Source organism: Collinsella sp. CLA-AA-H167 (assembly GCF_040095305.1).
GTDB lineage: Bacteria > Actinomycetota > Coriobacteriia > Coriobacteriales > Coriobacteriaceae > Collinsella.
Genome location: NZ_JBBNGA010000014.1, coordinates 40,778 through 67,049, shown reverse-complemented (window position 1 = coordinate 67,049; position 26,272 = coordinate 40,778). Strand labels below are relative to the sequence as shown.

General features: G+C 60.0%; 25 protein-coding genes and 2 tRNA genes. 24 read left to right on the top strand and 3 right to left on the bottom strand.

From position 1 onward, the window contains the following. From AAAT03_RS08810 to AAAT03_RS08725, 18 genes are all read left to right on the top strand, one after another. A partial coding sequence (locus AAAT03_RS08810; protein ID WP_349103132.1) for an ATP-binding cassette domain-containing protein occupies positions 1 to 344 on the top strand: 344 nt, incomplete at its 5' end. Between the two features lies 1 nt (position 345). After that, complete coding sequence (locus tag AAAT03_RS08805; RefSeq protein WP_006235302.1) at positions 346 to 690, top strand: hypothetical protein; 345 nt, start codon at positions 346 to 348, stop codon at positions 688 to 690. Positions 691 to 1,056: 366 nt separating this feature from the next. Beyond that, positions 1,057 to 1,482 (top strand): 50S ribosomal protein L31, encoded by a 426-nt coding sequence (gene rpmE / locus AAAT03_RS08800; protein WP_006235303.1) that lies wholly within the window; start codon positions 1,057 to 1,059, stop codon positions 1,480 to 1,482. A gap of 307 nt (positions 1,483 to 1,789) precedes the next feature. Then, positions 1,790 to 4,597 carry a preprotein translocase subunit SecA gene (secA, locus tag AAAT03_RS08795; RefSeq protein ID WP_349103131.1) on the top strand — a complete coding sequence of 936 codons (2,808 nt, stop codon included), beginning with the start codon at positions 1,790 to 1,792 and terminating at the stop codon, positions 4,595 to 4,597. Next, the gene (gene prfB / locus AAAT03_RS08790) at positions 4,597 to 5,745 is read left to right on the top strand and encodes a peptide chain release factor 2 (RefSeq protein ID WP_271806612.1); all 1,149 of its coding nucleotides are present in this window, start codon (positions 4,597 to 4,599) and stop codon (positions 5,743 to 5,745) included. The genes secA and prfB overlap by 1 nt, the downstream gene beginning before the upstream one ends. A gap of 165 nt (positions 5,746 to 5,910) precedes the next feature. Further along, on the top strand, positions 5,911 to 6,801 hold the full coding sequence (locus AAAT03_RS08785) for a YitT family protein (RefSeq protein WP_117564199.1): 891 nt from the start codon (positions 5,911 to 5,913) through the stop codon (positions 6,799 to 6,801). Positions 6,802 to 7,008: 207 nt separating this feature from the next. Then, positions 7,009 to 7,839 carry a transketolase gene (locus tag AAAT03_RS08780; protein ID WP_117638068.1) on the top strand — a complete coding sequence of 277 codons (831 nt, stop codon included), beginning with the start codon at positions 7,009 to 7,011 and terminating at the stop codon, positions 7,837 to 7,839. A gap of 1 nt (position 7,840) precedes the next feature. Next, positions 7,841 to 8,782 carry a transketolase family protein gene (locus AAAT03_RS08775; protein ID WP_006235309.1) on the top strand — a complete coding sequence of 314 codons (942 nt, stop codon included), beginning with the start codon at positions 7,841 to 7,843 and terminating at the stop codon, positions 8,780 to 8,782. Between the two features lie 450 nt (positions 8,783 to 9,232). Then, positions 9,233 to 10,453 (top strand): cell division ATP-binding protein FtsE, encoded by a 1,221-nt coding sequence (ftsE, locus tag AAAT03_RS08770; RefSeq protein ID WP_349103130.1) that lies wholly within the window; start codon positions 9,233 to 9,235, stop codon positions 10,451 to 10,453. After that, on the top strand, positions 10,440 to 11,360 hold the full coding sequence (gene ftsX / locus AAAT03_RS08765; RefSeq protein ID WP_089572231.1) for a permease-like cell division protein FtsX: 921 nt from the start codon (positions 10,440 to 10,442) through the stop codon (positions 11,358 to 11,360). The genes ftsE and ftsX overlap by 14 nt, the downstream gene beginning before the upstream one ends. Before the next feature lie 135 nt (positions 11,361 to 11,495). Further along, entirely contained in the window at positions 11,496 to 13,631 is a 2,136-nt protein-coding gene (locus tag AAAT03_RS08760) for an RNB domain-containing ribonuclease (RefSeq protein ID WP_349103129.1), read from the top strand. A 177-nt stretch (positions 13,632 to 13,808) separates the two neighbouring features. Further along, a complete protein-coding gene (locus AAAT03_RS08755; protein ID WP_055310347.1) occupies positions 13,809 to 14,414 on the top strand; it encodes a recombinase family protein in 606 nt (201 codons plus the stop codon). 104 nt (positions 14,415 to 14,518) lie between these two features. Further along, complete coding sequence (locus tag AAAT03_RS08750; RefSeq protein WP_117641029.1) at positions 14,519 to 15,100, top strand: VanZ family protein; 582 nt, start codon at positions 14,519 to 14,521, stop codon at positions 15,098 to 15,100. A 204-nt stretch (positions 15,101 to 15,304) separates the two neighbouring features. Further along, positions 15,305 to 16,156 (top strand): MurR/RpiR family transcriptional regulator, encoded by an 852-nt coding sequence (locus AAAT03_RS08745; RefSeq protein WP_349103127.1) that lies wholly within the window; start codon positions 15,305 to 15,307, stop codon positions 16,154 to 16,156. A gap of 10 nt (positions 16,157 to 16,166) precedes the next feature. Beyond that, complete coding sequence (gene murQ / locus AAAT03_RS08740; protein ID WP_349103126.1) at positions 16,167 to 17,090, top strand: N-acetylmuramic acid 6-phosphate etherase; 924 nt, start codon at positions 16,167 to 16,169, stop codon at positions 17,088 to 17,090. A 57-nt stretch (positions 17,091 to 17,147) separates the two neighbouring features. After that, positions 17,148 to 18,578: a PTS transporter subunit EIIC gene (locus tag AAAT03_RS08735; protein ID WP_349103125.1), complete on the top strand. Its 1,431-nt coding sequence runs from the start codon at positions 17,148 to 17,150 to the stop codon at positions 18,576 to 18,578. 117 nt (positions 18,579 to 18,695) lie between these two features. Then, positions 18,696 to 19,748: a MupG family TIM beta-alpha barrel fold protein gene (locus AAAT03_RS08730; protein WP_349103124.1), complete on the top strand. Its 1,053-nt coding sequence runs from the start codon at positions 18,696 to 18,698 to the stop codon at positions 19,746 to 19,748. A gap of 92 nt (positions 19,749 to 19,840) precedes the next feature. Beyond that, positions 19,841 to 20,200, top strand: a complete 360-nt coding sequence (locus tag AAAT03_RS08725) for an arsenate reductase family protein (protein WP_117583016.1) — start codon at positions 19,841 to 19,843, stop codon at positions 20,198 to 20,200. Between the two features lie 72 nt (positions 20,201 to 20,272). On the opposite strand, the gene AAAT03_RS08720 is transcribed toward AAAT03_RS08725, so the two are convergent. Beyond that, positions 20,273 to 20,683, bottom strand: a complete 411-nt coding sequence (locus AAAT03_RS08720; RefSeq protein WP_117629499.1) for a hypothetical protein — start codon at positions 20,681 to 20,683, stop codon at positions 20,273 to 20,275. A gap of 265 nt (positions 20,684 to 20,948) precedes the next feature. Between AAAT03_RS08720 and AAAT03_RS08715 the strand changes: the two genes are divergently transcribed. The 6 genes from AAAT03_RS08715 (at position 20,949) to AAAT03_RS08690 (ending at position 23,534) form a co-directional block, all read left to right on the top strand. Then, positions 20,949 to 21,022, top strand: a tRNA-Gln gene (locus AAAT03_RS08715). A gap of 17 nt (positions 21,023 to 21,039) precedes the next feature. Further along, positions 21,040 to 21,116, top strand: a tRNA-Glu gene (locus AAAT03_RS08710). A gap of 97 nt (positions 21,117 to 21,213) precedes the next feature. Then, a complete protein-coding gene (locus tag AAAT03_RS08705; RefSeq protein WP_349103123.1) occupies positions 21,214 to 22,131 on the top strand; it encodes a hypothetical protein in 918 nt (305 codons plus the stop codon). Continuing rightward, positions 22,121 to 22,591, top strand: coding sequence for an SsrA-binding protein SmpB (gene smpB, locus AAAT03_RS08700; RefSeq protein WP_124786019.1), 471 nt, complete (start codon positions 22,121 to 22,123; stop codon positions 22,589 to 22,591). The genes AAAT03_RS08705 and smpB overlap by 11 nt, the downstream gene beginning before the upstream one ends. Before the next feature lie 206 nt (positions 22,592 to 22,797). Continuing rightward, a complete protein-coding gene (locus AAAT03_RS08695) occupies positions 22,798 to 23,301 on the top strand; it encodes a flavin reductase family protein (RefSeq protein ID WP_124786020.1) in 504 nt (167 codons plus the stop codon). Between the two features lie 89 nt (positions 23,302 to 23,390). Next, on the top strand, positions 23,391 to 23,534 hold the full coding sequence (locus AAAT03_RS08690) for a rubredoxin-like domain-containing protein (protein WP_117638060.1): 144 nt from the start codon (positions 23,391 to 23,393) through the stop codon (positions 23,532 to 23,534). A 302-nt stretch (positions 23,535 to 23,836) separates the two neighbouring features. Here the strand turns inward: AAAT03_RS08690 and AAAT03_RS08685 are convergent, their stop codons facing one another. After that, a complete protein-coding gene (locus AAAT03_RS08685; RefSeq protein WP_349103122.1) occupies positions 23,837 to 25,093 on the bottom strand; it encodes an Nramp family divalent metal transporter in 1,257 nt (418 codons plus the stop codon). Positions 25,094 to 25,168: 75 nt separating this feature from the next. Beyond that, positions 25,169 to 25,942: a 2,3-diphosphoglycerate-dependent phosphoglycerate mutase gene (gene gpmA / locus AAAT03_RS08680; RefSeq protein WP_349103121.1), complete on the bottom strand. Its 774-nt coding sequence runs from the start codon at positions 25,940 to 25,942 to the stop codon at positions 25,169 to 25,171. Positions 25,943 to 26,272: the final 330 nt, after the last annotated feature.

Here is a 26,272-nt window from a genome sequence, read left to right as displayed (position 1 = left end):
TCGGAATCTCCCCATATCTCGACAAGCCGACCCGTAAACTCTCGACAGGAATGAAGCAGCAGGTAAAGCTTGCCATGGCGATAGCGACCGATTGCCCGTACCTCATCCTCGATGAACCGCTGAACGGTCTCGATCCGGGAAAACGGAAAACCTCCTGCGACGCGATGCGCAGCGAAGTGGCGCGGGGACGCAGCGTGCTCATTTCAAGCCATCTGCTCGACGACCTGGCAGACCTCACCAACTCGTTCTACTTCATCGAGGCCGGCACGCTCGTGGAAAAGATCAAGTCGTCCTCGCAGACGCTCAAGCAGGAATACCTCGATACATACGAGGAAGGTGAATGACATGAAACTATTTGAACAGCTGAAGTCCAACGCGTCGCGCATGGCTGTCTACGCCATCCTCGTGGCAACGGCTTTATGCGGAATCGCGGCACCCGTCTATGCGCTCAACGGAGAGAAAGGCGATGTCGAACCCGCGTACATGGCTTCGACGGTTAAAGACCGGTACAAAGCCTTCTCTGGAGACACGTTTTACGTAGCAGAGTACGACACGACCTACCGTCAGCTTCGCTACAACAAGGGCTACGACTATCTAGGCGCAGAGGCAATCAGCTATACGTCGGGTTGGTACCGCTCCAACTATGGACACATAACCCAGTTCAAGTGTAACTACCGTGTGTACAACTAAAGCAACCGGCCGGGACGAGGGGTGACGCAAAAGCGTCGCCCCCGTTTTTAACCATGCCAGCTGAACCTAGTTCAGTTTGGCTGATTTCCGATCTCAGCCGAACACATTGAGCGGAAAGGCCGTTCCCGCAGTCAGTCGAACGTCCCCGGGGCCCTTCTCAGGCCCCGGGGACGGCATTTTCCCAGTTGAAGGAACGGTGGAGATGTGTTTCGATGGGTCAGATTCGTGTCGTTCCGAAAAGACCGTGAACCTTTTGTGGGACGCGCGGCGCCGTGGTACCATAGCCGAGTTTGTTGTCTTGGTCGGAAACCAAGACGCCTTATGCGCTGATCGGTAACCAGCGCCTGACCAATAAGGAGTCCTACCATGAAGCAGGGTATCCATCCCCAGTATGTCGAGTGCACGGTGACGTGCTCCTGCGGCAACACCTTCAAGACGCACGCTACCGTGTCCGAGATGAAGGTCGAGCTTTGCAACGAGTGCCACCCGTTCTACACCGGCCAGCAGAAGTTCGTCGACACCGGTGGACGCGTCCAGCGCTTCGCCGACAAGTTCGGTGGCGCCGCTGCCGCCCAGCTCAAGAAGGCTGAGGAGGCCAAGGCTGCCAAGGCCGCCAAGGCTGCTGAGGCCGAGGCCGCTCGCAAGGCCGCCGCTGAGGCTAAGGCTGCCGAGAAGGCTAAGCGTGCTGCTAAGTTCGCCGAGGAGGCTGCCAAGCAGGCCGCCGAGGCTCCCGCAGAGGCTCCCGTCGAGGAGGCCGCTGCCGAGGCCGAGACCACCGAGGCTGCTGAGTAAATAGCTCGCCGCGGAATCGCTCGCATTCATGGCATAAGGGCCGTGCATCCATTTGGGTGCGCGGCCCTTTTCTTTTTATTGGTGCAAGCTAACCTGTCCCCGTGGCACCAAATGGCAGAGAGACGGCGTTTGCTCAGATAAAACTTGCCAAAATAAACCTGTCCCATTGTGGCAGGTTGGTCATAGTTATTACGTGGCGGTCGAGGTCGACCGTATAGGCCGCGCCTTGTTTGGCTAAAGTACAATCATCTGTGTTTAACTCGCCCGCAGCTGCACGGCGTGGGCGATGGCCAAAAAGGAAAACCACATGGGATTCATGTCAAAGCTGCTGTCCTTTGGATCCGATAAGGACCTTAAGCGCTACTACAAGATCGTCGACCAGATCAACGGTCTTGAGCCCCAGTTTGAGAAGATGACCGAGGAGGAACTCCGCGGCCAGACCGATAAGTTCCGCGAGCGTTACGCCAACGGCGAGTCGCTCGACGACATGCTCCCCGAGGCTTTTGCCACCGTGCGCGAGGCTTCCAAGCGCATCACGGGCATGCGTCACTTTGACGTACAGCTCATCGGCGCCATGGCGCTGCACGAGGGGCATATCGCCGAGATGAAGACCGGCGAAGGCAAGACGCTCGTCTCCACGCTGGCCGGCTACCTCAACGCTATTGCCGGCAAGGGCGTGCACGTCGTTACTGTCAATGATTACCTTGCCAAGCGCGACTCCGAGTGGATGGGCCGCATCTACAAGTACCTGGGCATGACCGTCGGTCTGCTCCAGAACAACATGCCGCTCGAGCTCAAGCGTCCGGCCTACCAGGCAGACGTCACCTACGGCACCAACTCCGAGTTCGGTTTCGACTACCTGCGCGACAACATGGTCACCCGCCCCGAGCAGCGCGTACAGCGCGGCCACAGCTACGCCATCGTCGACGAGGTCGACTCCATCCTGATCGACGAGGCACGTACCCCGCTCATCATCTCGGGCGCCGGCACCAAGTCCGCCAGCACCTACAAGGACTTCGCGCGTGCCGTGCGCGGCCTTGAGCGCGGCGAGGACGTGTCGCACGACATGCTCACCGCCACCGAGGACGTTGAGCCCACGGGCGACTACGTCATGGACGAGGCCAAGCACACTATCGCCGCCACCGAGCGCGGCCTTAAGAAGATTGAGCGCCGCTTGGGTATCGATGACATCTATGCCGATCTCTCCGGTCAGCTGGTCAACCACCTGCAGCAGGCGCTGAAGGCCCAGTACATGTTCCACCGCGACAAGCAGTACGTGGTCACCAACGGCGAGGTCAAGATCGTCGACGAGTTCACCGGCCGCATTATGGAAGGCCGCCGCTACTCCGAGGGCCTGCATCAGGCCATCGAGGCCAAAGAGGGCGTGCTCGTGCGCGAGGAGAACCAGACGCTGGCCACCATCACCTTGCAGAACTACTTCCGTCTGTATGACAAGCTCTCCGGCATGACCGGTACGGCACTCACCGAGGATGCCGAGTTCCGCGAGATCTACAAGCTGCCCGTCGAGGTCATCCCCTCCAACAAGCCCGTGCAGCGTGTTGACCACGAGGACCTGGTGTACCGCACCATCCAGGCCAAATACAACGCCGTTGCCGACGACGTCGAGCGACGTCACGCCAAGGGCCAGCCGGTCCTGGTGGGCACCGTCTCCATCGAAAGCTCCGAGAAACTGTCGGCCGCCCTTACCAAGCGCGGCATCGCGCACGAGGTCCTCAACGCCAAGCACCACGAGCGCGAGGCCCATATCGTTGCCCAGGCTGGTCGCTATGGCGCCGTGACCATCGCTACCAACATGGCCGGCCGCGGTACCGACATCTTGCTGGGCGGTAACCCCGACGAGCTGGTGCGCGAGCGCCTGGAGTACGAGGGCCTGACCATGGAGGACGTAACGCCCGAGCAGCTTGAGCAGTTTAACGCCGAGGCCAAGGAGACTTGCAAGGCCGAGCGCGAGCGCGTTCTTGCCGCCGGCGGCCTGACCGTTATCGGCACCGAGCGCCACGAGTCCCGCCGTATCGACAACCAGCTGCGCGGCCGTTCCGGCCGTCAGGGCGATCCGGGCGAGACCCAGTTCTACCTGTCGTTCGAGGACGATCTCATGCGTCTGTTTGGCGGCGACAAGATGGACCGCGTCTCCAAGATGATGGTCACGGCTGACATGGGCGACGATATGCCCATCCAGCACAAGATCATCTCCAAGGCTGTCGAGAGCGCCCAGCACAAGGTCGAGAGCATCAACTTCTCCATGCGTAAGAGCGTCCTTGAGTACGACGACGTCATGAACAAGCAACGCCAGGTCATCTACGCCGAGCGCAATAAGATTCTGGACGGCAAGGATCTGACCGACCACATCACCGAGGTCATGCACGATACCGTGTACCGCTGCGTGCAGGAGTTCTGCACCAAGGACAGTCACGATGGCGAGCGCGACCTGGAGGGCCTGCGCAAGTGGGTTGTGGAGCTCACCGGCCACATCGATACGCCGAAGTTCCCCGACGAGGATTATGAGGCCCTAGCTGCCGATGTCCTGGCTTACGTAGAGAAGTGCTACAACATGAAAGCCGAGCGCTTGGGCGAGGACCTGATGCGCGAGCTCAACACCCAGGTCATGCTGCGCGTCATCGATACCCGCTGGATGAACTACCTGCAGGAGATGGACTACCTCAAGACCGGCATCGGCCTGCGCGGCTTTGGCCAGCGCGACCCGCTGGTCGAGTACAAGACCGAGGCCTACGGCGCGTTCCAGATACTCGTCGACACCATGTACGAGGATTACCTGCGCACGGTTCTGCGCATCGAGATCAAGGCTGCCCCGCGTGTCGTGGAGCACAAGGAGGAGCCCGCGCTCGAGGGTGCGCACTTCTCCGGTCCTGCCGAGGTCGATGGTGACAACGGCGACTCGGTGCTGCGCAAGCAGGCGCAGGTGCAGGCCCGCACGGCTGTCCAAGGCGGACCGGCTGCCGTCAACAACGGTGGCAAGGTGACGACCTACCGCAAGTCCGAGAGCGACGATCCGTACGTCAACGTGGGCCGCAACGACCCGTGCCCTTGCGGTAGCGGTAAGAAGTTCAAGTACTGCCACGGCAGGAATCGTTAATGGCTGAGGCTTTAGAGGTAACGCCCGCCGAGCTGGACGCGTTTGCGGACCGGCTCGGTGAGGTTGAGTCGTACCTCCATTTGGACGAGAAGCGCACCCGCGTAACGGAGCTCGAGGCCAAAAGCGTCGCCCCGGGCTTTTGGGACGACGCCGATGCCGCTCGCGCCACGATGGAGGAGATCGCGCGCACCAAGGAAGATATCGCTGCCGTGGACACCGCGCGCGGCGAGCTTTCCGATGCCCGCGCTGCGCTGGAGCTTGCCGAGGAGATGGGGGATGACCCCGACGCCGTCGCATTGCGCGAGGAGGCTGCCGCTACGGCAGAACGCCTGGCCCGCGCCATCGACGAGCTTGAGCTTGCGAGCTGGTTTACCGGGGAGTTCGACCATGGCGACGCGATTGTGACCATCAAGCCCGGGCAGGGTGGTTTGGAGGCCCAGGACTGGACCTTCATGCTCTTTAAGATGTACATGAAGTACTGCCAGCGCCGCGGTTGGAAGGTCACCATCAACGATTGCCCCGCGGCCGAGGTCATTGGCATTGATCGCGCGACCTTTACCGTCGAAGGCAAGGATGCTTTTGGCATGCTTCGCGCCGAGGCCGGTGTCCACCGCCTGGTGCGCATTAGCCCCACCGACGACAAGAAGCGCCGCCAGACCACGTTTGCCGGCGTCGAGGTCATTCCGGTGCTGCCCGACGATATCGATATCGAGATCAACCCCGACGACATCCGCGTCGACGTGTACCACGCAAGTGGCCCGGGTGGCCAGGGCGTAAACACCACCGACTCCGCCGTGCGCGTGACGCATTTCCCCAGCGGCATTGTGGTTACCTGCCAAAACGAGCGCAGCCAGATCCAGAACAAGGCCGCGTGCATGCAGATCCTCAAGGCTCGCCTGTACGAGATTGAGCTCGAGAAGCGTGCCGAGGCCCTGGACGAGATTCGCGGACCCAAGACCACGATTGGTTTTGGCAACCAGATCCGCAGCTACGTGCTCTACCCGTACCAGATGGTTAAGGACCTGCGTACGGGCGTGGAGACCAGCAACGTCGAGGCCGTTCTTGACGATGGCGATTTGGATCCGTTTGTGATTGGCTATCACCGTTGGGCTACCGGCAACGCCGATGTAGAAGGCTCGGAGATCTAAAACATCGGGCGGCTTCAAGCCGATGCTAAGCCCAACGGTTGGACGGGTTTGTATTCGGAATAAACCCTGCGCAGGGGTGGTTTTTGTCCGGCGAATCGGTAGAATCGAATACAAGAAGAAGTTCAAAGCGCATCCGATGGGGTGCGCTTTTTTGAGGGAGGCAGCATGGCATATCGTCTGGACATTAAGCGCATTCTTTCGATGAACTTCTTTCACGACCTGCCCCAGATTATGTTGGGGTGCGCTCTGGCCGCTATTGCGACCGACCTGTTTTTGATTCCTAACGGCCTTGCTGCCGGTGGCGTTACGGGCCTTGCCACCATTATCCAGGCGGTCGGCGCATCGCGCGGTCTATCGCTTCCCGTTGGTATTCAGACGATCGTGATGAACGCCTTGCTGCTGCTGGTCGTTATGCGCGAGGGCGGCATGTTCTACGTGGTGCAGACGGCGACAGGCTTTGTGCTGCTGGGCTTTTTCACCGACCTGTTCGCTCCGTTTGTGGCGCCGCTGGCACATGCCGATCTGATGCTGCCCGCTATGTGGGGCGGCATCATCACGGGCATCGGTTATGGCATGGTGCTGCGCGCCGGCGCCAACACCGGCGGCTCGGACACGATTGGCCAAATCATCTCGCGTAATACCTCGCTGCCCGTGGGCTCGACCGTCATGGCGATCGATGTTGCCGTATGTGCGCTGTCGGCTCCGGTCTTTTCAATCGAAAATGCACTATATGCAGGCCTTTCGATGGTCATTAGCGGCTACGTGATCGATGCCGTGGTCGATGGCGGCAACAAGCGTCGTATGGTACTCATCATCTCGGACAAGTTCCCTGATATCGCTGCCGATATTATGTATGGCCTGGGTCGTGGTTGTACCAAGTTTAAGGCGACTGGCATGTATTCGGGTGCCGAGAAGCCGGTGATCATGGTCATCGTGAGCCGTCGAGAGCTCAATACCCTTAAGACGATCGTGCGCGAGCGCGATCCTCACGCCATTGTGACGGTCGCTGACGTTACGGAAGCCTTCGGCGAGGGATTCAAGGACATTAGCGCGTAGGGGCGACCGCGTTCCATCCAAAAGACGTTCACATTGATAAACCGTTTCATCAGCGGTTCTGCCTGCTAAATTGTTCAAATAATGATAAAAACTCTGGTAAAGCCATCAGTTTCCAGCATAATGAATGACGTACGTGCATTGCGGCTGTGTTGGGATTACCTTCGGTGCCGTGCGCATCTTGTCTAAAGAGGATGAAAGGAAGGCACAATGAGCGACGAAGAGCTCAAAAAGGTTGCCAACGAGGTAAGGAAGGGCATCGTCACCGGCGTGCACGCTGCCAAGTCCGGCCATCCGGGCGGTTCGCTCGGTGCTGCCGACATCATGACCTATCTGTACTTTGAGGAAATGAACGTCGACCCGTCCGATCCCCGCAAGGCCGATCGCGACCGTTTTGTGCTCTCCAAGGGCCATTGCGCTCCGGGCCTGTACGCCGTGCTCGCCGAGCGCGGGTTCTTCCCCAAGGAGGATCTTGAGACGCTGCGCCACATCGGCAGCCACCTGCAGGGTCACCCCAACATGAACGACACCCCGGGCGTCGACATGTCCACCGGCTCGCTCGGCCAGGGCATTTCCGCCGCCGTGGGCATGGCCGTTGCCGCCAAGCACTGGGGCGATACTTATCGCACGTACGCCCTGCTGGGTGATGGCGAGAGCGAGGAGGGCCAGGTCTGGGAGGCCGCCATGTTTGCCGGCAACCAGCAGCTCGATAACCTCTGCGTGATCGTCGACCACAACGGCCTTCAGATTGACGGTCCCGTCGAGGAGGTCAACGACCCCATGCCGCTCGCCGACAAGTTCCGCGCGTTCAAGTTCCACGTGGTTGAGCTCGCCGACGGCAACGACTTCGACCAGATCCGCGCCGCCTTTGCCGAGGCTCGCGCCACCAAGGGGCAGCCGACCGCCATTATCGCCGAGACCACAAAGGGCAAGGGCGTGTCCTTTATGGAGAACCAGGTTGGCTGGCACGGCAAGGCCCCCAACGATGAACAGTTTGAGCAGGCCATGGCAGAGCTCACGGCCGCCGGAGAGGAGCTCTAGGATGGCAGACGTCAAGAAAATCGCCACGCGTGTAAGCTACGGCGAGGCCCTCGTCGAGCTCGCCAACGAGCACGATGACTTTGTGGTCCTCGACGCCGACCTGGCCGCCGCCACGCAGACCGGTAAGTTTAAGGCCGCTTGCCCCGACCGCTTCTTCGATGTGGGCATTGCCGAGAGCAACCTGATGGGCGTCGCCGCCGGTATCGCGACCACTGGTCGTGTTGCCTTCGCGAGTACCTTTGCCATGTTCGCTGCCGGTCGCGCCTTTGAGCAGGTCCGCAACTCCATCGGCTACCCGCACCTCAACGTTAAGATCGGTGCCACGCACGCCGGCATCTCGGTGGGCGAGGACGGCGCCACGCACCAGTGCTGCGAGGATATCGCCCTCATGCGCGTCATCCCCGGCATGACCGTAATTGTTCCCGCCGACGACGTGGAGGCCCGCGCCGTGACGCGCGCCGCCTACGAGTGCGACGGTCCGGTGTACATGCGCTTCGCCCGTTTGGCCTCGCCGGTTATCAACGACCCCGAGACCTACAAGTTCGAGTTGGGTAAGGGCATTGTCATGCGCGAGGGCGCCGATGTGACCATCATCGCCTGCGGCCTGATGGTCGGCGAGGCTCTCGAGGCCGCCGAGCAGCTCGCTGCCGAGGGCATCGACGCCGAGGTCATCAACATGCACACCATCAAGCCCATCGATGCCGACCTGATCGTCAAGAGCGCCACCAAGACCGGCCACGTCGTGACCGTCGAGGAGCACTCTGTGATCGGTGGCCTGGGCAGCGCCGTTGCCGACGTCCTGTGTGAGCAGTGCCCGACGCCGCTCAAGAAGATTGGCGTCAACGACACCTTCGGCGAGTCCGGCCCGGGTGCCGAGCTCCTGCACAAGTACGGCCTGGACGCCGCCAACATCGTGGCGACCACCAAGGAGTTCTTGGCATAAGGCAAGACGAGGCAAAGTATCGCGTCGACAACCGCAAACAAGCCAGAACAGGGGCGTCCTCAAAGAGGGCGCCCCTGTTTATGCTGAATTTAAATTAGAGTCCTGCCAAGCAAAGTTCCCATGGGGAAACGGGCCCATCCCAACAAAGTGCAATTCAGACCCTTCCAACTTTGTATGCGCAGCATCTCAAGTTGGTGCGTCGGCCCCATAGTAGCCGCAGGCCGGGCGCAGGGTTACCTCCCAAATCTTTCCGCGGCGCAGGCCGGCGTTTGTCCGCAGCTCCGCAGGAGCAGGACAAATGCCGGCCATGCGCGAGGACGATTTGGGAGGTAACCCTGCGCCCGGTCGGTGAGACCCAAACCCCGCCATGCTTCTTATGTGCAGTAAAGCTAATGCTGCTAAAATACAAAGCGCTCATGTAGTTTAAACGCACGACGATAAGGAGCACCAGTGGGTAACCACTTCCGTACCTCCGGTGCGGGCGATGATGCCCCCAAGACGCAGACGGGCGTCCAGGGCAGTCGTTTCGCCACTCCGGATTCAGAGGGCCAGCCTGTTGCTCAGGCCCCCGCTCAGCCGGCAGATCAGGCACAGCCGGCATCCGATCCCTTTGCCTACAATCCCACCAGCGATGTCGCGCTTTCCGGCACGGCGGGTTTTGAGCCCGTTCAGGCCGTGACCGCTCGCGTGGAGCAGCCTCAGGCTGGCGCCGCCACGCCGCAGCCTACCATGGCCGGCATTCCCGACCCCATGGCCCCTGTGACGCCGGTTCCTCAGCCTGCGCAGTCCGGTCTCTTTGCCGCTATTCCCGATCCCACGCAGCCTGCTGCCCCGGTGGTCGAGAGCGATCAGGCCGCCGAGGTCGCAAGCCTCGATAACGCGCTCAACAACCCCGATTTTACGTCGGTGTTTGCGCCCATCGATCCGCAAGCCAGCCGCAAGAAGATGGCCAAGCAGGCCGGTGTCGAGCCCGTCATCCTTATGGAGCATGTCACCAAGATCTATCCGGCACAGCCCAACAAGCCTGCACTCGACGACATCAACATCGAGATCTATCCGGGCGAGTTCGTCTTCCTGGTCGGTCATTCCGGCTCGGGTAAGACCACGCTGCTGTCGACGCTCAACCGCGACGTCAAGCCGACGAGCGGCCGCATCTTGGTTGCCGGTCAGGACCTCATGAAGATCAAGAACCGCAAGGTTCCGTTCCTGCGCCGCCAGATTGGCGCCGTGTTCCAGGACTTTAAGCTTCTGCCGCAAAAGACCGCCTACGAAAACGTGGCGTTTGCCCTGCAGTGCATCGGCAAGCCCAAGGGCGTCATTCGCAGCCAGGTGCCGGAGGTGCTGCGTCTGGTCGGTCTGGCCGATCAGATGGACTCGCTGCCCGACCAGCTTTCCGGTGGCGAGCAGCAGCGCGTTGCCGTTGCCCGCGCCATGGTCAACCGCCCGCCGCTTTTGATCTGTGACGAGCCCACGGGCAACCTCGACCCGGCGATCTCGCTGGGCATCATGAAGCTGCTCGAGCGTATTAACCGCACCGGCACCACCGTGATCGTCGCCACGCACGACCGCGAGATGGTCGATAGCATGCACCGTCGCGTGATCGCCCTCGAGGGCGGCCACGTTATCCGCGACCAGGAGAGGGGAGGTTACGGCAACTATGGCACCAACTAACGTGGGCTACTCCTTCAAAGAGGCAATCAGTCACTTCTTCCGTAACTGGACTACCTCGCTCGGCGCCGTCATCACGATCTTCCTTTCGCTGTTTATCATCGGCCTGTTCATCATGGGCTCCGCGATGCTGAACTCCGTGATCGGCACCGTCGAGGATCAGGTTGTCATCAACGCGTTCATTAGCGATGACGCCGATCAGGCCGATGTTCAGGCTTTTGAGGCCGAGCTTAAGACGTGGAATAACGTCAAGTCCGTGACCTATAAGGACAAGGACGACGCGCTGGCCGAGTATACGAGCAAGATGTCGGGCAACGCCGACGCCACCATGAGCGCGCTCGATGGCCAGAACCCGCTGCCGGCTTCGTTTGCAATTGAGATGGACGATCCGTCCAAGGTCGAGAGCACGGCCCAGAAGCTCAAGAAGAACGCCGACTTCCAGAAGATCGCGGATGACGGCGACGTCAACGCGAGCGTGCTGTACGGCCAAGAGGAAGTGAGCCGCCTGTTCCAGGTGACCAACTACATCCGCATCGCCGCCGTGGTGCTCGTTGGCCTTTTGACCTTTATCGCATTCATCTTCATCAACAACACGATTCGCCTGTCCATCACGGCGCGTCGTCGTGAGATTGCGATTATGCGTCTGGTCGGCGCCAGCAACGGCTTCATTCGCGGCCCGTTTATCACCGAGGGCGTACTGCAGGCCATTTTGGGCTCGCTGCTTTCCATCGGCGTTCTGGAGCTGCTGCGCAATCTGATGATTCCGCGTTTGCAGGAGAGCATCGGCTGGATGTCGTTTGCCCTGCCGATGCAGTACTACCTGGTGACCTATGCTGCGCTGATTCTGGTCGGTGTGATTATCGGTCTCTTTGGTTCTGCCATAGCCATGCGCCGCTACCTGCGCGTGTAGGCATGCCTGGAATTCATCCCTTCCAACGGGTCGCCTCTTATGGGGTGGCCCGTTTTTTGATCTCTAGGGGACGGCAGGAAAGCGAATCATTTGGGTAGACTCTTTGGAGTTCGTCATCGATAGCAAGGAGGCGCCATGGGGCGCAATAACAAGCATAAGCGCGGTGCTCGCAATAAGCGTGGGCCGGTGCGCAGCGAACGCCGTCCGAGCCTGACCGGGCGCGTGCAGCTCCATGAGCATGGCGCCTATGTCATAACCGAGAGCGGCGACTACAAGGTTATGGGCCGCGGTAAGTGCGAGATCATGGATGGCGATACCGTTGCCGTGAGCATTAAGAACAGCCCGCACGGTGAGCGGCGCGCCGTGATCGAAGGCGTGGTTGAGCGCGCAGCCATAAGCGTGGTGGGTACGTACCAGACCGCTGGTCCGCTCGGTGTGATCGAGCCGCTCGATTCGCGCCTGAAGGCCGACTTCTTCATTCTGCCCGAGGATACCTCGGCGGATCGTCTGGGCGTCCACCCGGGTGATGCCGTTGTCGCGCGCATTTTGACCTACCCGACGCGCCTGGAATCGGGCACCGTGACGATCGAACGCCGCATTGGCGGAGATGACGCGCCCGATTTGGGCGTTCAATACGTGATGGCGCGTTACGGCTATACCGATAGCTATCCCGAGGCCGCGCTGGACGAGGCCGAGGGACTTTCGCTCGATGTGTCCGCGGCGCTTAAGGACCCGCTCCGCCGCGATCTGCGCGACCGCTTTGTCATCACGATCGACCCGGTCGACGCGCGCGACTTTGACGATGCCATTTCGCTTGAGCGCACGCCCGAGGGTGGCTACAAGCTGGGTGTGCATATCGCTGACGTTTCTCACTATGTGGCTTGGGACGGGCATATCGATCTTGAGGCTCGCCATCGTACGACATCGGTGTATCTGGCCGATCGCGTGCTTCCCATGCTGCCCGAACGCCTGTCCTGTGACCTGTGTTCGCTTCGCCCTGACGAGGACCGTCTTGCGTTTACCGTTGACATTGAACTCGATGCGCAGGGTCGCGTGCGGCATTACGATCCGTACCCCAGCGTGATTCGCTCGCGTGTGCGTATGGACTATGACGGCGCCGAGGCGCTGCTGGTGCGTGCCGGCGCGGTGGAGTATGGGGTGCTGGAAGGCGCCGCTGAGGATGTTGCGGCTGCTGAGGCCTCGCGCGAGGAGGCGCTTGAGCGCGGTCTTGCGTGCGAGGAAACTGCTCGCGGCTATAACGTCGACCTCGGCGATTTCCTTGTCGCCGCCAACGAACTCGCCGAACTTCGCCGTCGTATTCGTCGTGCCCGCGGCTCAGTCGATTTTGACACGGCCGAGATTCGCGCTCTATTGGATGAGGACGGAGTACCCGTGCAGATTGTGGCGCGCGAGCGTTCGTGTGCCACGTCGCTTATCGAGGAAGCCATGCTACTCGCCAACGAGTGCGTTGCAGAGTGGCTGGCAGACCGTGATATCGAGGCCTGCTATCGCGTGCATGAGGATCCGAGCCCCGATAGCCTGCACGGTGCCGCCGTTGCGCTGGCGCAGCTGGGCATCATCGACGATCGCCGTGCTGCCGGTATCGCCCTGGGGAGTCCCGATGAGCTACAGGCTGCAGTTGATGCTGCCGCCGGTACGGCCAACGCACCGCTCGTCAACACGCTGCTTCTGCGCAGCATGCAGCGCGCACTGTACAAGCCGCGCAACGAGGGCCACTTTGCGCTCGCCGCGCCGTGCTACTGTCACTTTACGAGTCCCATCCGTCGCTACCCCGATCTGGTGGTGCACCGCGTGCTCAAACTGCAGTTGGCCTATGAGCAGCTCGGCGGCAAGGACGCCCTGGTCCGTACGCCGCGGCTGATCGGCAAGGGGCGCGAGTCGCTGCCGCGCATTCTGCCGCAGATCTGCCGCGCATGCAGCGATGCCGAGCGCGCGGCAGATGCCGCTAGCCATGCGACGCAAAAGATCAAGATTGCCCAGTACTATGAGGACCGTCTGGGCGAGCGCTATGCCGGAACCGTCTCGTGGGTTAGCAGCATGGGCCTCTTTGTGCGCTTGGACCTGACGCAGGTCGAAGGCTTGGTTTCGATCAAGAGCCTGGGCAACGAGTGGTTCGAGTTCGACGAGGATGCGCTTACGCTGACGGGCGCCGACACGGGGACTCGCTATGAACTGGGCCAGCGCGTGATTATCGAGGTCTCGCGCGTCAATACCACGCGTGGGCACTTGGACTTTAAGCTTATCCATTAGCCAAATCTCGACTCATGGCGGGAGAGCGGAGGGCGGTCTTTCGGGGCCGCCCTCCGCATTTGGATCATGGCTACCTTGCCGTCTGCTCGGCCGCCCGCTTACCTGCTATTCGAGAGGTAAAACCTACCAAAATAAACCTGTCCCTTTTTGGCAGGTTTACAAGAAAGCGGGGATGAGATGGCGACGGTGTATGGTTATGCGCGGGTGAGTTCGCGCGATCAGAATCTTAATCGGCAGCTGGATGCGCTGGGCGCCTATGGCGTGGGCTCGGCGAATATTTATGCCGACCATGCGAGCGGCAAGGACTTCGATCGACCGCGCTATCGCGAGCTGCTGCACGTCCTGGGAGACGGGGACGTGCTGGTGGTGCTTTCTATCGACCGACTTGGCCGTAATTACTCCGAGATTCTTGAGGAATGGCGTCGCATTACCAAGGAGCTCGGGGTTGCCATTGTGGTGTTGGACATGCCATTGCTTGACACGCGCGCCAGGGCCAGCGGCGCGCCGGATGTGACCAATACCCTGATTGCCGATATTGTGCTGCAACTGCTGAGCTACGTGGCGCAGGTGGAGCGCGAGAATATCCATCGGCGCCAAGCGGAGGGGATTGCAGCGGCGCGGGCGCGAGGGGTCCGTTTCGGTCGACCTCGCAAGCCGTGCCCTCCTCAGTTTGAGCTGGTACGCGATAGCTATGAGGCAGGCGATATTACCCGCAGCCAGGCAGCAAAGTGCCTGGGCGTGTGCGTGGGGACGTTCGATCGCTGGATGCGCGAGGCGGGGTAGGGGTTTGCGCCGCTTTGGCGCTTCCTGTTGCGATTCAAATTTTGATACGGTGACGATGCCATTTGGGGCTACACTCGCTGATATTCAAAAAAGGAGGTAGGCCCTTGGCGCGCGTAAAACAAATAATCGGATGGACCGCGATCGTTCTGTTTACTGCAACGCTGGCGGGCATCTGGGTGCTGACGGAGCAAAATGCGGTGGAGACGTCGTTGCTGAGCGAGTCCACCGCGCGTGTGGTGGAGGGTCAAGCTACGGGCGTACAGGCTGCCGATGTCGCGGGTGAAGCTCAGACCGAGAACGGGATGACCGGGGGCACCGATTCGGCTGCTTCGAATGTCCGGTCTGGCCGACTTGCTTCCATTCGCATGTGGGTGGGCACGAACGTCCGTCGCGTTGCCCATACCGTAGAGTTTTTCTTCGTCGGATTGTTCGCCTCGGTGGTCGTGGTTTGCTTTTCCAGGCGTCCGTGGAGCGTATGCTCCCGTTGCGTGCCCGTGTTGCTCTTTTGCGCCGTCTGCTCCGTTGGCGATCAGGTACATAAGATCTTTGTTCCCGGCAGGCATTTCGACGTTATCGATTTAGGATTCGATGCTGCGGGCTATGTCACCGCCATGCTGTTGGTATTGCTGGCAGCGGTGTTGGTGCGCCATGCGACTCGGCCGATCGGCGCCCATGCGAGGCGCTAGCCGGTAACAAGCCCGTTTTTGATAATGCGATCTTGTTGAATTATTTTGTGTCGCGCGTATTTCCGAGCGGTCGGATTTGAGGGGCGAGCGGTAGAACGCTCGCCCTTTGTGCGCCGCGATGCGGCACAATGTACCGTAAAAGCTGTTTATATCCGGTACGAATCGTTCGTTGGTCTTTAATTCTTCTCAACGGAGGTGTTTGAGATGGCAAACGGATTGCTTTTGCGGCTTCGCGAGCGTGAGCTCAGCGCGAGCCCGGCGGAACGCAATGTCATCGCATATGTAAGCGCTCATCCGCACGAGGTGGTCGGGCTGTCCGTCCGCGGTCTTGCCGATGCCACGTTCTCCTCGCCCTCGAGCATTTTGCGCTTTTGCAAGCGCTTGGGTTTTGCGGGCTACAAGGAGTTCAAGCGCGAACTGATTGCCGAGCTGGCGCTCTTGGGTGACAAGAAAGACGTTGCCCTCGAGGACATCTCCATGGATGACAGCGTCGAACGTATCGTGGGGAAGGTGATGAAAAGCAACGTGCGCACGATCGAAGCGACGGCGCGAACGCTCGATTACACCGTCTTGGAGCGATGTGCGGCCTATCTTAAGCGGGCACGCGCGGTCAATCTGTTCGGTATCGGTGCCTCTCGTTTGGTCGCGCACGATCTGGCGCAAAAGCTCATGCGTGTCGACAAAGAGTGCCATCTGTACGACGACTGGCATGATCAGCTCTTGTGTGCCAAGAACATGCATGAGGGCGATATGGCAATCGCCTTTAGCTACTCGGGCTTGACGCAAGAGGTGCTGGGCTGCGCCGCCGAGGCCCAACGTCACAACTGTCCCGTTGTGGCCGTGACCAAAGTAGATGGATCATCCAAGCTTGCCACCATGGCCGATGCCGTGCTCGGCGTCGCTGCGAGTGAGCCCTTGGTCCGCAGCGGTGCCATGGCTTCGCGTATGGCCCAGCTTATGGTTGTCGATGCCCTGTACGCTGCTTACGTTGCCAGCGACTACGAACGGGCGACACATGTCATTAAGCAAAACTACATCGAGAAACAGGAAAGATGAGGTGAATGAAATGCTCGATTTAACAAAATTCACGACCGAACAGCGTAATCAAAGGTCTATGGACCTCGATACGATGACATCGCTGCAAATCGTCACGACGATGAATGATGAGGATCTTCGTGCCGTCCAGTCGGTCACAAAAGTGCTGCCCCAGGTTGCCACAGCAATCGACTGGGCTGCTGAGGCACTCGAGCGCGGCGGGCGCGTCTTTTACATGGGCGCAGGCACCAGCGGTCGTCTGGGCGTACTCGACGCTTCGGAGTGTCCGCCCACGTTTGGCGTGTCACCCGATCTGATTGTCGGGCTCATTGCCGGAGGCGAGACGGCGTTTATCAAGGCTGTCGAAGGTGCCGAAGACAGCGAGGAACTTGGCGCGAGCGACCTGCGGGAGCGTGGACTCTCGGACAAGGATCTTGTCGTTGGCCTGGCGGCAAGCGGCCGTACTCCCTATGTGGTGGGCGGCCTTGTGTACGCCAAGGCAACTGGGTGCAAGACCATTGCAATTGCCTGCAACCAAGGGTCAAAGATCGGGGAGAGCGCAGATCTTGCCATTGAACCCGTGCCCGGTCCCGAGGTGCTGACCGGCTCAACGAGGCTCAAGGCGGGAACGGTTCAAAAACTCATCCTCAACATGATTTCAACCGGTGCCATGGTCAAGATCGGCAAGGTATACCAAAACCTGATGGTCGATGTGCAGCAGACGAACGAGAAGTTGGTGGTGCGCGGCCAGAACATCGTGATGGAGGCGACCGGCTGCACGCGCGAGCGCGCTATTCAGGCGCTTGCAGATGCCGGCGGCCACGTAAAAACCGCTATTGTCTCGGTGCTGCTGGACTGCGATGCCGAGCAGGCTGCGGTAGCTCTTGGGCGGGCGCGAGGCCATGTCCGTGCTGCGGTGAGTGGCCATGAGAAGAGCAATGCCGATGCCCAATAGGTGCGCGGCGTGATCTGATACGACATCCAGACGAGATACCCAATACAAGGAGGAGTTATGACGAACAAAGAGCTGGCTCAAAAGCTGCTGGACCTTTTGGGCGGTAAAGACAACGTGCTGGCAAACGCGGCGTGCATGACGCGCCTGCGCGTGACCGTCAAAGACACGGGCAACGTTGACACGGAGGGCATTAAGGCACTCGACGGCGTGATGGGCCTGGTCGAGGACGACACGATGCAGATCGTGTTGGGTCCGGGCAAGGTGAATAAGGTGCTCGAGGAGTTCTCCAAGTTCACCGGCCTTGCGAAAGGCGTTGCCGACGAGAGCGTGGTTGACGCTGCGGCCACAAACAAGGCCGCGCAGAAGGCCAAGTACGAGTCCAAGCCGGTTCAGGCCTTCCTCAAGAAGATTTCCAATGTCTTCGTCGCCCTGCTTCCCGGCATCATTGCGGCTGGCCTCATCAACGGTATCTGCAACGTCATTAACGTCTCGACGGCAGGCGCGCTTGCAGGCGAGTGGTGGTACCAGGGCATTCGTTCCATGGGCTGGGCCCTGTTTGCCTATCTGCCCATCTTGGTGGGCTATAACGCGGCGCGTGAGTTTGGTGGCTCCGCTGCGCTGGGCGGCATCGCCGGCATGATGTGTATCGCCAACAGTGCCATGCCCCTGCTTGCGCCTGGCGCGGCTGATCCTGCCGCTGCCATTCTGCTGCCGCTCACCAATGCGCAGTACAGCCCCGCAGCGGGCGGCATGATCGCGGCTCTTATCGCTGGCGCATTTTTTGCCTGGATGGAGCGTCAGATTCGCAAGGTTATGCCCAACGCACTCGACACATTCTTGTCCCCGCTGCTGGTGCTCATCATCGGCGCCTTTGCTCTGATGCTCGTCATCCAGCCGGTTGGCGCATGGCTGACGACTGCCATCTTTAGCGTTTTGACCTTTATCTTCGAGAAGCTGGGCGTCCTGGGCGGCTATATCCTGTCGGCAGGCTTCTTGCCGCTGGTTTCCGTCGGCCTGCATCAGGCGCTCACGCCGATCCACGCTATGCTCAACGATCCCGACGGCGCTACCAAGGGCATCAATTACCTGCTCCCCATCCTTATGATGGCTGGCGGCGGCCAGGTCGGTGCCGGTTTGGCGCTGTACTTTAAGACCAAGAACGCCAAGCTCAAGAAGTACGTCGCAGAGTCCATTCCCGTTGGAATCCTCGGTGTGGGCGAGCCTCTGATGTATGCCGTTACGCTGCCGCTCGTTCGTCCGTTTGTAACGGCCTGCCTGGGTGCCGGATTTGGCGGCGCGCTCGCGGCGCTGCTTCACATCGGCACGGTTTCTCAGGGCGTTTCCGGTCTGTTTGGCCTGCTGATCGTCGTTCCTGGTCAGCAGCTCGGCTACGTTGCCGCTATGCTGCTTGCCTATGCCGCCGGCTTTGTCCTGACGTGGTTCTTTGGCGTCGACGAGCAGAAGATCAACGAGTTCTTTGGCGAGTAGTTTGATATCGCGAGCCGTGTTGCTCAGGGCTCGCGGCGCGCGGCAGATTTCTTGATGCTATGGTTGTGCCGGCGGGGCTAACTGCTCCGCCGGCCTTTTTTAAAGGAGTGTTGAAGCGTGAAAACGGGTATTTCGATTTATCTTTCCAACCCTCTGCAGGATATTGAGCGGACGATTGAACACGGTGCCGCGGCGGGTGCGCGCTATGCGTTCACCTCGCTGCATATTCCCGAGGATGGGGGAGCGGCGTATGCCGATAAGGTCCGTCATGTGCTGTCGCTGCTTTCCGCCCGCGGCATTGCGCTCATTGCCGATGTGGGGCCGCGCACGTGCGATTTGCTCGGGCTTGAGCGCATCGAGGACCTGCGCGATCTGGGGTTGGAATACCTTCGTTTGGACTATGGCTTTAGCGCCCGGCGGGTCGCGGAGCTGTCCGGTGTATTTCGCATTGTGGTCAATGCATCGACGGTGAGTTCTGATGAAATCGCATCGTGGCGTGAGGCCGGTGCCGATGTGACTCGTTTTGCCGCCTGCCACAATTTTTACCCCAAGCCTTATACCGGTTTAGCTCTGGAGGACATTGCTCGGGTGAATCTTCGTCTTGCGGCGCTTGGATTCGAAATCATGGCTTTTGTGCCGGGCGATGCCAACGTTCGCGGGCCGGTATTCGAGGGACTGCCGACGGTCGAGACGCAGCGCGGTCGCGCGTCAAAGGTCGCCCTCAATATGCTTGAGCTTGCACATGGCGCCGATTGCGACATTGTGTTGGTCGGCGACCCCGATCTTTCCGATGCGGGCTGGGTGCAGTTTGCTCAAGTTTCCGCCGGATACGTGGACCTGCAATGCGAGCTTGAGCCCGGTTATGCCTATGTGCGTGGGCAGATTCATCACGACCGACCCGATTCGAGCACCCTCATCTTTAGGTCTCAGGAGTCGCGTACGACGCTTAAGCCGGATTCCGTGCCGACGGATGCCGGAGCCGGCCTGCCGCGAAAGGCGGGGTCGATCGCTGTGAGCAATAGCGGATATGGGCGCTACGAAGGCGAGCTTGAGATTGCGCGGGTCGATCTTCCCGGTGACGAGCGCATGAACGTTGCGGGCCATATCACGCCCGAGGCAATGGAGCTGCTGCCGTTCATCAAACGCGGATTCGGGGTACGGTTCGTTTAGCGTGTGACCCGTGGGCTACAATTGGCCCATCATACGAAGGCGCCTCGTGTGGCGTGTGCCTGCGTTGGCCGATCTATATTCGGAGGATTCCCATGACCGTACTGTTTGTTGAATATCCCAAGTGCTCGACCTGTAAGAAGGCCAAGGCATGGCTGGACGAACACGGGGTAGAGTATATCGACCGCGATATCGTTTTGGACAATCCCACGGCTGATGAGCTTGCGACCTGGATTGCTCGTTCGGGACTGCCGGTGCGGCGCTTCTTTAATTCGTCGGGCATGAAATATCGAGAGCTGGGCCTGAAGGCGCGTCTAGATGCGGGCATGACGGATCGGGAGTGCTACGAGCTGCTGGCGACCGACGGCATGCTGGTCAAGCGTCCGCTGTTGGTGGGCGACGACTTTGCGATTCCCGGCTTTAGGGAAGCAGCTTGGACCGAGGCGCTGCTGTAGCGGCTGCGGAAAGTGCGACCCGTTTTGAGCGCTCGGGGTGGGACGTGTTTTCCATCGGAGGGCTCGCTCGGCTCAATCCTTGAGCTGTGCCCATTCGTGCGGACCGTAGACCTTTACGTGCTTGTTGGGCTTGCCGCTCCAGTACTCCTCGTCCATAAAGGGCAGATATGCCTGAACACCGGGGCAGATAAAGGGAATCCGCTGCTGTTGCAGTCGCTCGCGTTGGCGCTGCTCCAGGTGCGCCTCGGATATGACAGTCGGCATACCGGACAGCTCGACGAGGCTTGCCTGGATTCGCTTAAGGTCGGGGAGTCCCGCGTGCCATGACATCCGCATGATCAAAAAGGATGCACGGCGGTATTTTGCCTGCATCACCGTGATGGCGGGGCGCAGGGTGGGATGGATTTTGTCCCGTTCGGGCCAAAGGTCAGCAGTGATCTCGAGGCCCAGGGTCTCCCATAGGTAATCAAGCTCTTCGTCCATGGCGCCTCGATATCCGTGCAATGATGACGGTTCGATTGTGCCATCAGCCGTGAGTGCTGCATTGTTGTAATCTACCAGCGGTAGATGCGGGATGTTTTACGGGCTTTGGCGCCGTACGTGTCGCTGGCGCTTCACAGGTCCTTCACGTGTCGGCCGTATTTGACTGAATTTCAAAAAAGTCAAAATTGGGGCTTGCGTCACGGCCGGACTTCCCGTATATTTCTTTCTTGCGCAAAGGCACAGCCGAGCGCAGCGATGCAGTCATTGGGATGTCGTCTAATGGCAGGACAGCGGATTCTGGTTCCGTCAATGGGGGTTCGACTCCCTCCATCCCAGCCATTGCATTTGCTACATATGGCCCGTTCGTCTAGCGGTTTAGGACGCCGCCCTCTCAAGGCGGAGATCACCAGTTCGAATCTGGTACGGGCTACCAAAATTGAACGCCCGGGCCTCGTAAGAGACCCGGGTTTTGTGTATTGACCGATATTTAAGGCGCGCGTTGAGTCTGCCGCCCGGACCGAGGAGTTGTCATGGACCTGCCTATCAGCTTGGAAGACATCACGTATGCCGAGAACTATCTGGCGCAGGGCGACCTGGCTACGGCGACGCCGCTGCTTGAGCGTCTGGTGGAGCTCGCCGAGGAGTATATCGACGCTGAGTGCAAGACGGAGGAGAAGCGCCAGTACTTTAGCTTCGACAGCAAGTTTGAGCGCCTGGCCTATCGCCGCGTGGAGAAGGATCCGCGCGAGCTGGTGCAGGTCGAGGCTCCCTTTGACCGCCTGTACTCCGACATGGCGTTTGCCTACATTCGCCAGCAGGATTATGTGAGTGCTCGGAATGCCCTGATGCAGGCCGTGCGTTGGGATCCCATGAACTGCAACTATCGCTTGGACTTGGCCGAGCTGTTCCGCGCGCTCGAGGACAAGCAGGAGTGGGCATCGCTCTCGTTCTCGGTGCTGGAGCGCGCGAGCGACGGTAAGTGCGCCGCACGTGCCTACACCAACTTGGGTCAGTACTTCTTGGAGCCCGAGACCGAGAACATTTCGGCAGCCGTGGGCTGCGCGCGTCTGGCGCTGCGCCTGGCGCCCAATGATGCGCATACGACGCGCCTGCTCAACAAGATCCATACCACCTATCCGGATGCCGCGGACGAGAGTGACGACCATGTGATGGGTGAGCTCGCCCTGCAGGGCGTGCCGACCTCGCCTTCGGCCGAGATCGCCATCTGCCTGATCATGTGCGCGACCGATGCTGCAAGCGACGGCGACAAGCAGGAGGCTACGCGTCTGACGGTCCGTGCCCGCGACCTGGTGGGCGAGGAGGCATGCGCGGCGATTATCAAGCTGGTGCGCGAGAGCGATGCCGAGCTTAATGCCGAGCGCAGGGTAAAGCGCGAGGCTGCGGGTTCAAACGCCGATGGCGCCAAGGAGGCCGGCGATGCCCAGTAAGCGCGAGCGCAAGCTCATTTCCAAGAATCGCTCGGCACATCACGAGTACTTTATCGATGAGACGTTTGAGTGCGGTATTGAGCTGAGCGGTACCGAGGTCAAGTCGATTCGCGAGCGCGCGTGCCAGATTACCGATACCTTTGCACTGATTCGTGGCGGCGAGTGCTGGCTCGTGGGCCTGCATATCCACCCTTATAGCCATGGTGGCGTGTGGAACCGCGACCCTGATCGCCGCCGTCGTCTGCTGCTGCACCGCAAGGAGATTGACTTTCTCGACGGTAAGCTGCGCAACCGCGGCTATGCGCTGGTGCCGCTGGAGCTCTACTTTAATACCGACGGCCGCGTAAAGCTGCTGCTGGGCCTAGGCCGCGGCAAGAAGCTTTACGACAAGCGCGAGGATATGGCCAAGCGCGATGTCCAGCGCGAGATCGACCGCGCCCTCAAGGAGCACAATCGCTAGGCGTTCTGTATAAGTTGCGGTGGAATACGGACTGTTTTGCCTGTTTGAGGGGCTATTCAGTCCCTATTTCACCGCAACTGCGGGCGTCTCATCTTTCTTACTGTTCTGACACATATGTCTCAAAGGCGGCATCCGTTATGGGCACCGCCTTTTTTGTGGGTACATACATCCATGAGGTTCCAACCCGGGTTAGGGGAGTGATCGTTATGGACAAAACTGCGTTCTTTACCATGCCGAGCGGTCTGTACGTGGTGAGCGCCGCGGCAGACGGGCTGCGCGCCGGTTGCGTCATCAACACTGCGGTGCAGGTAACGTCCATGCCGCCGCGCATTTCGGTTGCCGTGAACAAGGACAACGTCACCTCGGGCGTCATCGCATCGGCCAAAGCGTTCGCGCTGACCGTGATCGATCAGACCGCCGACATGCTCTACATCGGTAACTTTGGGTTCCGCACCAGCAGCGATTATGACAAGTTTGCCAAATACGAGACCCGCGAGACGGCTCTAGGCATGCCCTATGTGCCCGAGCACGCGACGGCCCTGTTTAGCTGCCGTTTGATCGACACTGTGGATGTGGGCACGCATCTACTGTTTATCGGCGAGGTCGAGGATGCCGAGCACCTGAGCGACGAGACGCCGCTCACCTACGATTACTACCATAAGGTCCTGAAGGGCAAGACGCCTCCGAAGGCGTCCTCGTATCAAGGCTAGAAATGTTCTAAAAATACTTGCATTATGTTATTGATAACATATACTAATAAGCGAAGTACATCACCAGTCGCGTTCGAGAGGAGAACATCATGGCTGAGGAGAAGAAGACGTATAAGTTCGTGTGCATCGTTTGTGGCTACGAGGTTGAGGTCGACACGCCCGAGCTGCCCGAGGACTACGTGTGCCCGGTCTGCGGCGTCGGTCCCGATCAGTTTGAGCTCGTCGAGGAGTAGTTCGCAGACACACGGCGAAAGCCGAACATAGCTCTGTCCAAGGGCCTCGGTCGAATTCTCGCCCGGGGCCCTTTTCCTCCGCCCCCAAGGGATCGCGGTTGCTGTTGGCCGATCCTGTCTGTTGTGAGTCCGGCCGACCTTTTGTCTCAATCTGTAACATCTAACGGTGGAAATTTGGCCCACTTGTTACAGATTGAGACAAACGGAGCTGACCCTCGGAATGATCTCGATCTGTAACATCTAGACATCAAAAGCGGGTCTAGACGTTACAGATCGAGACGTTTGCCTAGGTAGGTGCCCCATTACATCCCTGTCAACAACACGACATCGAGAATCGTCACGATGGCACCAATCCCTACGAGCAGCGCGTTGAGCGGGCGCGAATTGGCGTATTTGCCCATGACGCGGGGTGAACTGGTGAGCCGTATGAGCACAAAGACCGTAATCGGCAGCTGAAGCGACAGCAGTGCCTGACTCCAGATGAGACCTTCAAAAGGATTTGGGACGACCAGGCACGCCGTCACTGCGCCGACGAAACAGGCCGCCACCCCGATCGAGGAATGTCGGTCGTGGATATCGTATTCCTCGTCGAACATGCCCGCAGTGATGGTTCCCGCCGCCATGCCCGCTGTCACGCTGCTCGATAGTCCCGCGAACAGCAGCGCTACCGCAAAGATGGTCGAGCTCGCCGGGCCCAGAATGGGGGAGAGCGTGGCCGCTGCGACGGCGAGGTCGTCTACGACCATGCCGTGCGCAAAGAAGGTCGTTGCGGCCAGGATGACCATGGCCGAGTTGATTGCCCAGCCCACGCCCATCGAAAAGAGCGTGTCAAAGAGCTCGTAGCGCAAGCGTTCTTCGATAACTTGCTCGCCTTGGCCTTCGAAGTGCATGGATTGGATGACCTCGGAGTGCAGAAAAAGGTTGTGGGGCATTACGACCGCACCCAGGACACTCACGATAATCGCGGCAGAGCCAGTGGGCATACTGGGCGTGATCCAGCTTGCGGCGGCTTGCGGCCAGTCGACCTTGACTAGTGCAAGCTCGGCCAAAAACGAGAGTCCTATCACGCCGACGAAGGCGATGATCCAGCGTTCGGCATGCTTGTAGGAGTTCGTCATGAGCATCGCCATCGATACTGCCGCCATGATGACGCAGCCCGCGCGCACGGGCAGCCCAAAGAGCATTTGAAGGGCAATCGCGCCACCCAGGACTTCGGCCATGGCGGTGGCGACAGTCGCGAGATAGGCACTGGCGAGTACCGTGCGTCCAACGAAGCGGGGGAGGTAACGTGTCGTGGCCTCGGCAAGGCAGGCGCCCGTGGCGATACCCAGGTGCGCCGCGTTGTGCTGCAGCACAATGAGCATAATCGTGGACAGCGTGACGATCCACAGCAGCGCGTAGCCAAACTGCGAGCCCGCGGCCATATTGGAGGCCCAGTTGCCCGGGTCGATAAAGCCGACGGTCACGAGCAGCCCGGGGCCGATATGCCGCGCAATGTCTAGGCCTCCGTGACCACCGGTGCGTCGGGAGCCAAAATGTTGTTTGAGATGGTTGAGCATGGTGCGCTCCTGCGTATGGGCGGCGTGACGTCGCATCTGGGTCGTGCGGCGCCACGCGTCGGATTTGGGTTGGGGCTACTTGTGCGCTTTGCCCTGATTGGCCACGGCGTCGATCTTGGCGGCGATGGTCGCCGGGTCGCCGATGTAGCGCTTGTCGAGGACGTTGAAATCGGTGTCGAAGGTGTAGACGAGCGGCACGCCGGTGGGGATGTTGACCTTGAGGATCTCCTCGGGCGTGAGGTGCTCGAGCTTCAAGACGAGTGAGCGCAGGGAGTTGCCGTGTGCGGCGATGAGTACGCGCTTGCCGGCGAGCATCTGGGGGCGAATCTCGTCTTCGAAATAAGGCCAGGCGCGGGCGATCGTGTCCTTGAGGCACTCGGTATAGGGCAGCTGGTCGGGCGCGATGTCGCGGTATTGCTCCTGGGTGTGGGGGTCGCGCGCGTCGTCCGGCTCGAGTGCCGGCGGGCAGACATCGAAGGAGCGGCGCCAGATGAGCACCTGTTCGTCGCCGTGCTCCGCGGCGGCATCGGCCTTGTTGAGACCCTGCAACGCACCGTAGTGGCGCTCGTTGAGCTTCCAGGATTTGATGACGGGCAACCACTCGCGATCCATTTGGCCGAGCACGATGTTGAGGGTGTGGATCGCGCGCTTGAGGCGCGAAGTGTAGCAGACGTCAAAGTCGAAACCGGCTTCTTTGAGGACGCGGCCGCCTGCCGCCGCCTCTTCGCGGCCCGTGTCGGTGAGCTCGACATCGGTCCAGCCGGTGAACAGGTTGAGCTTGTTCCACTCGGACTCTCCGTGACGGATAAGGACGAGTTGCATCGTCTGCTGGTCTGCTTGGTGCGCCATAGGGGCCTCCTTGATCTGGCACGGTGTGCGTGCCGTTTGCTTGACGCCGCAAAGGATACCCGTTTTATGCTAAAAAGTTAACCAAGACTAACAAAATTGTTGTATTTGAATGGGATGGTGAAGGGGGCTGCCGAAATGTCTCGATCTGTAACAACTAGGGATGGAAATTGGGCCTAGGTGTTACAGATTGAGATGTTAGATGCAGTGAGTTTACAGACCGCCCGGCACGCGGAAGGTGGCGTTGTCGATGAGCTCAATCGACACCTCGGGTGCATGCTCAACCTGCGGCACCCACTCGTAGGGCGTGCGTTACGCGATTGTTTCGAAACG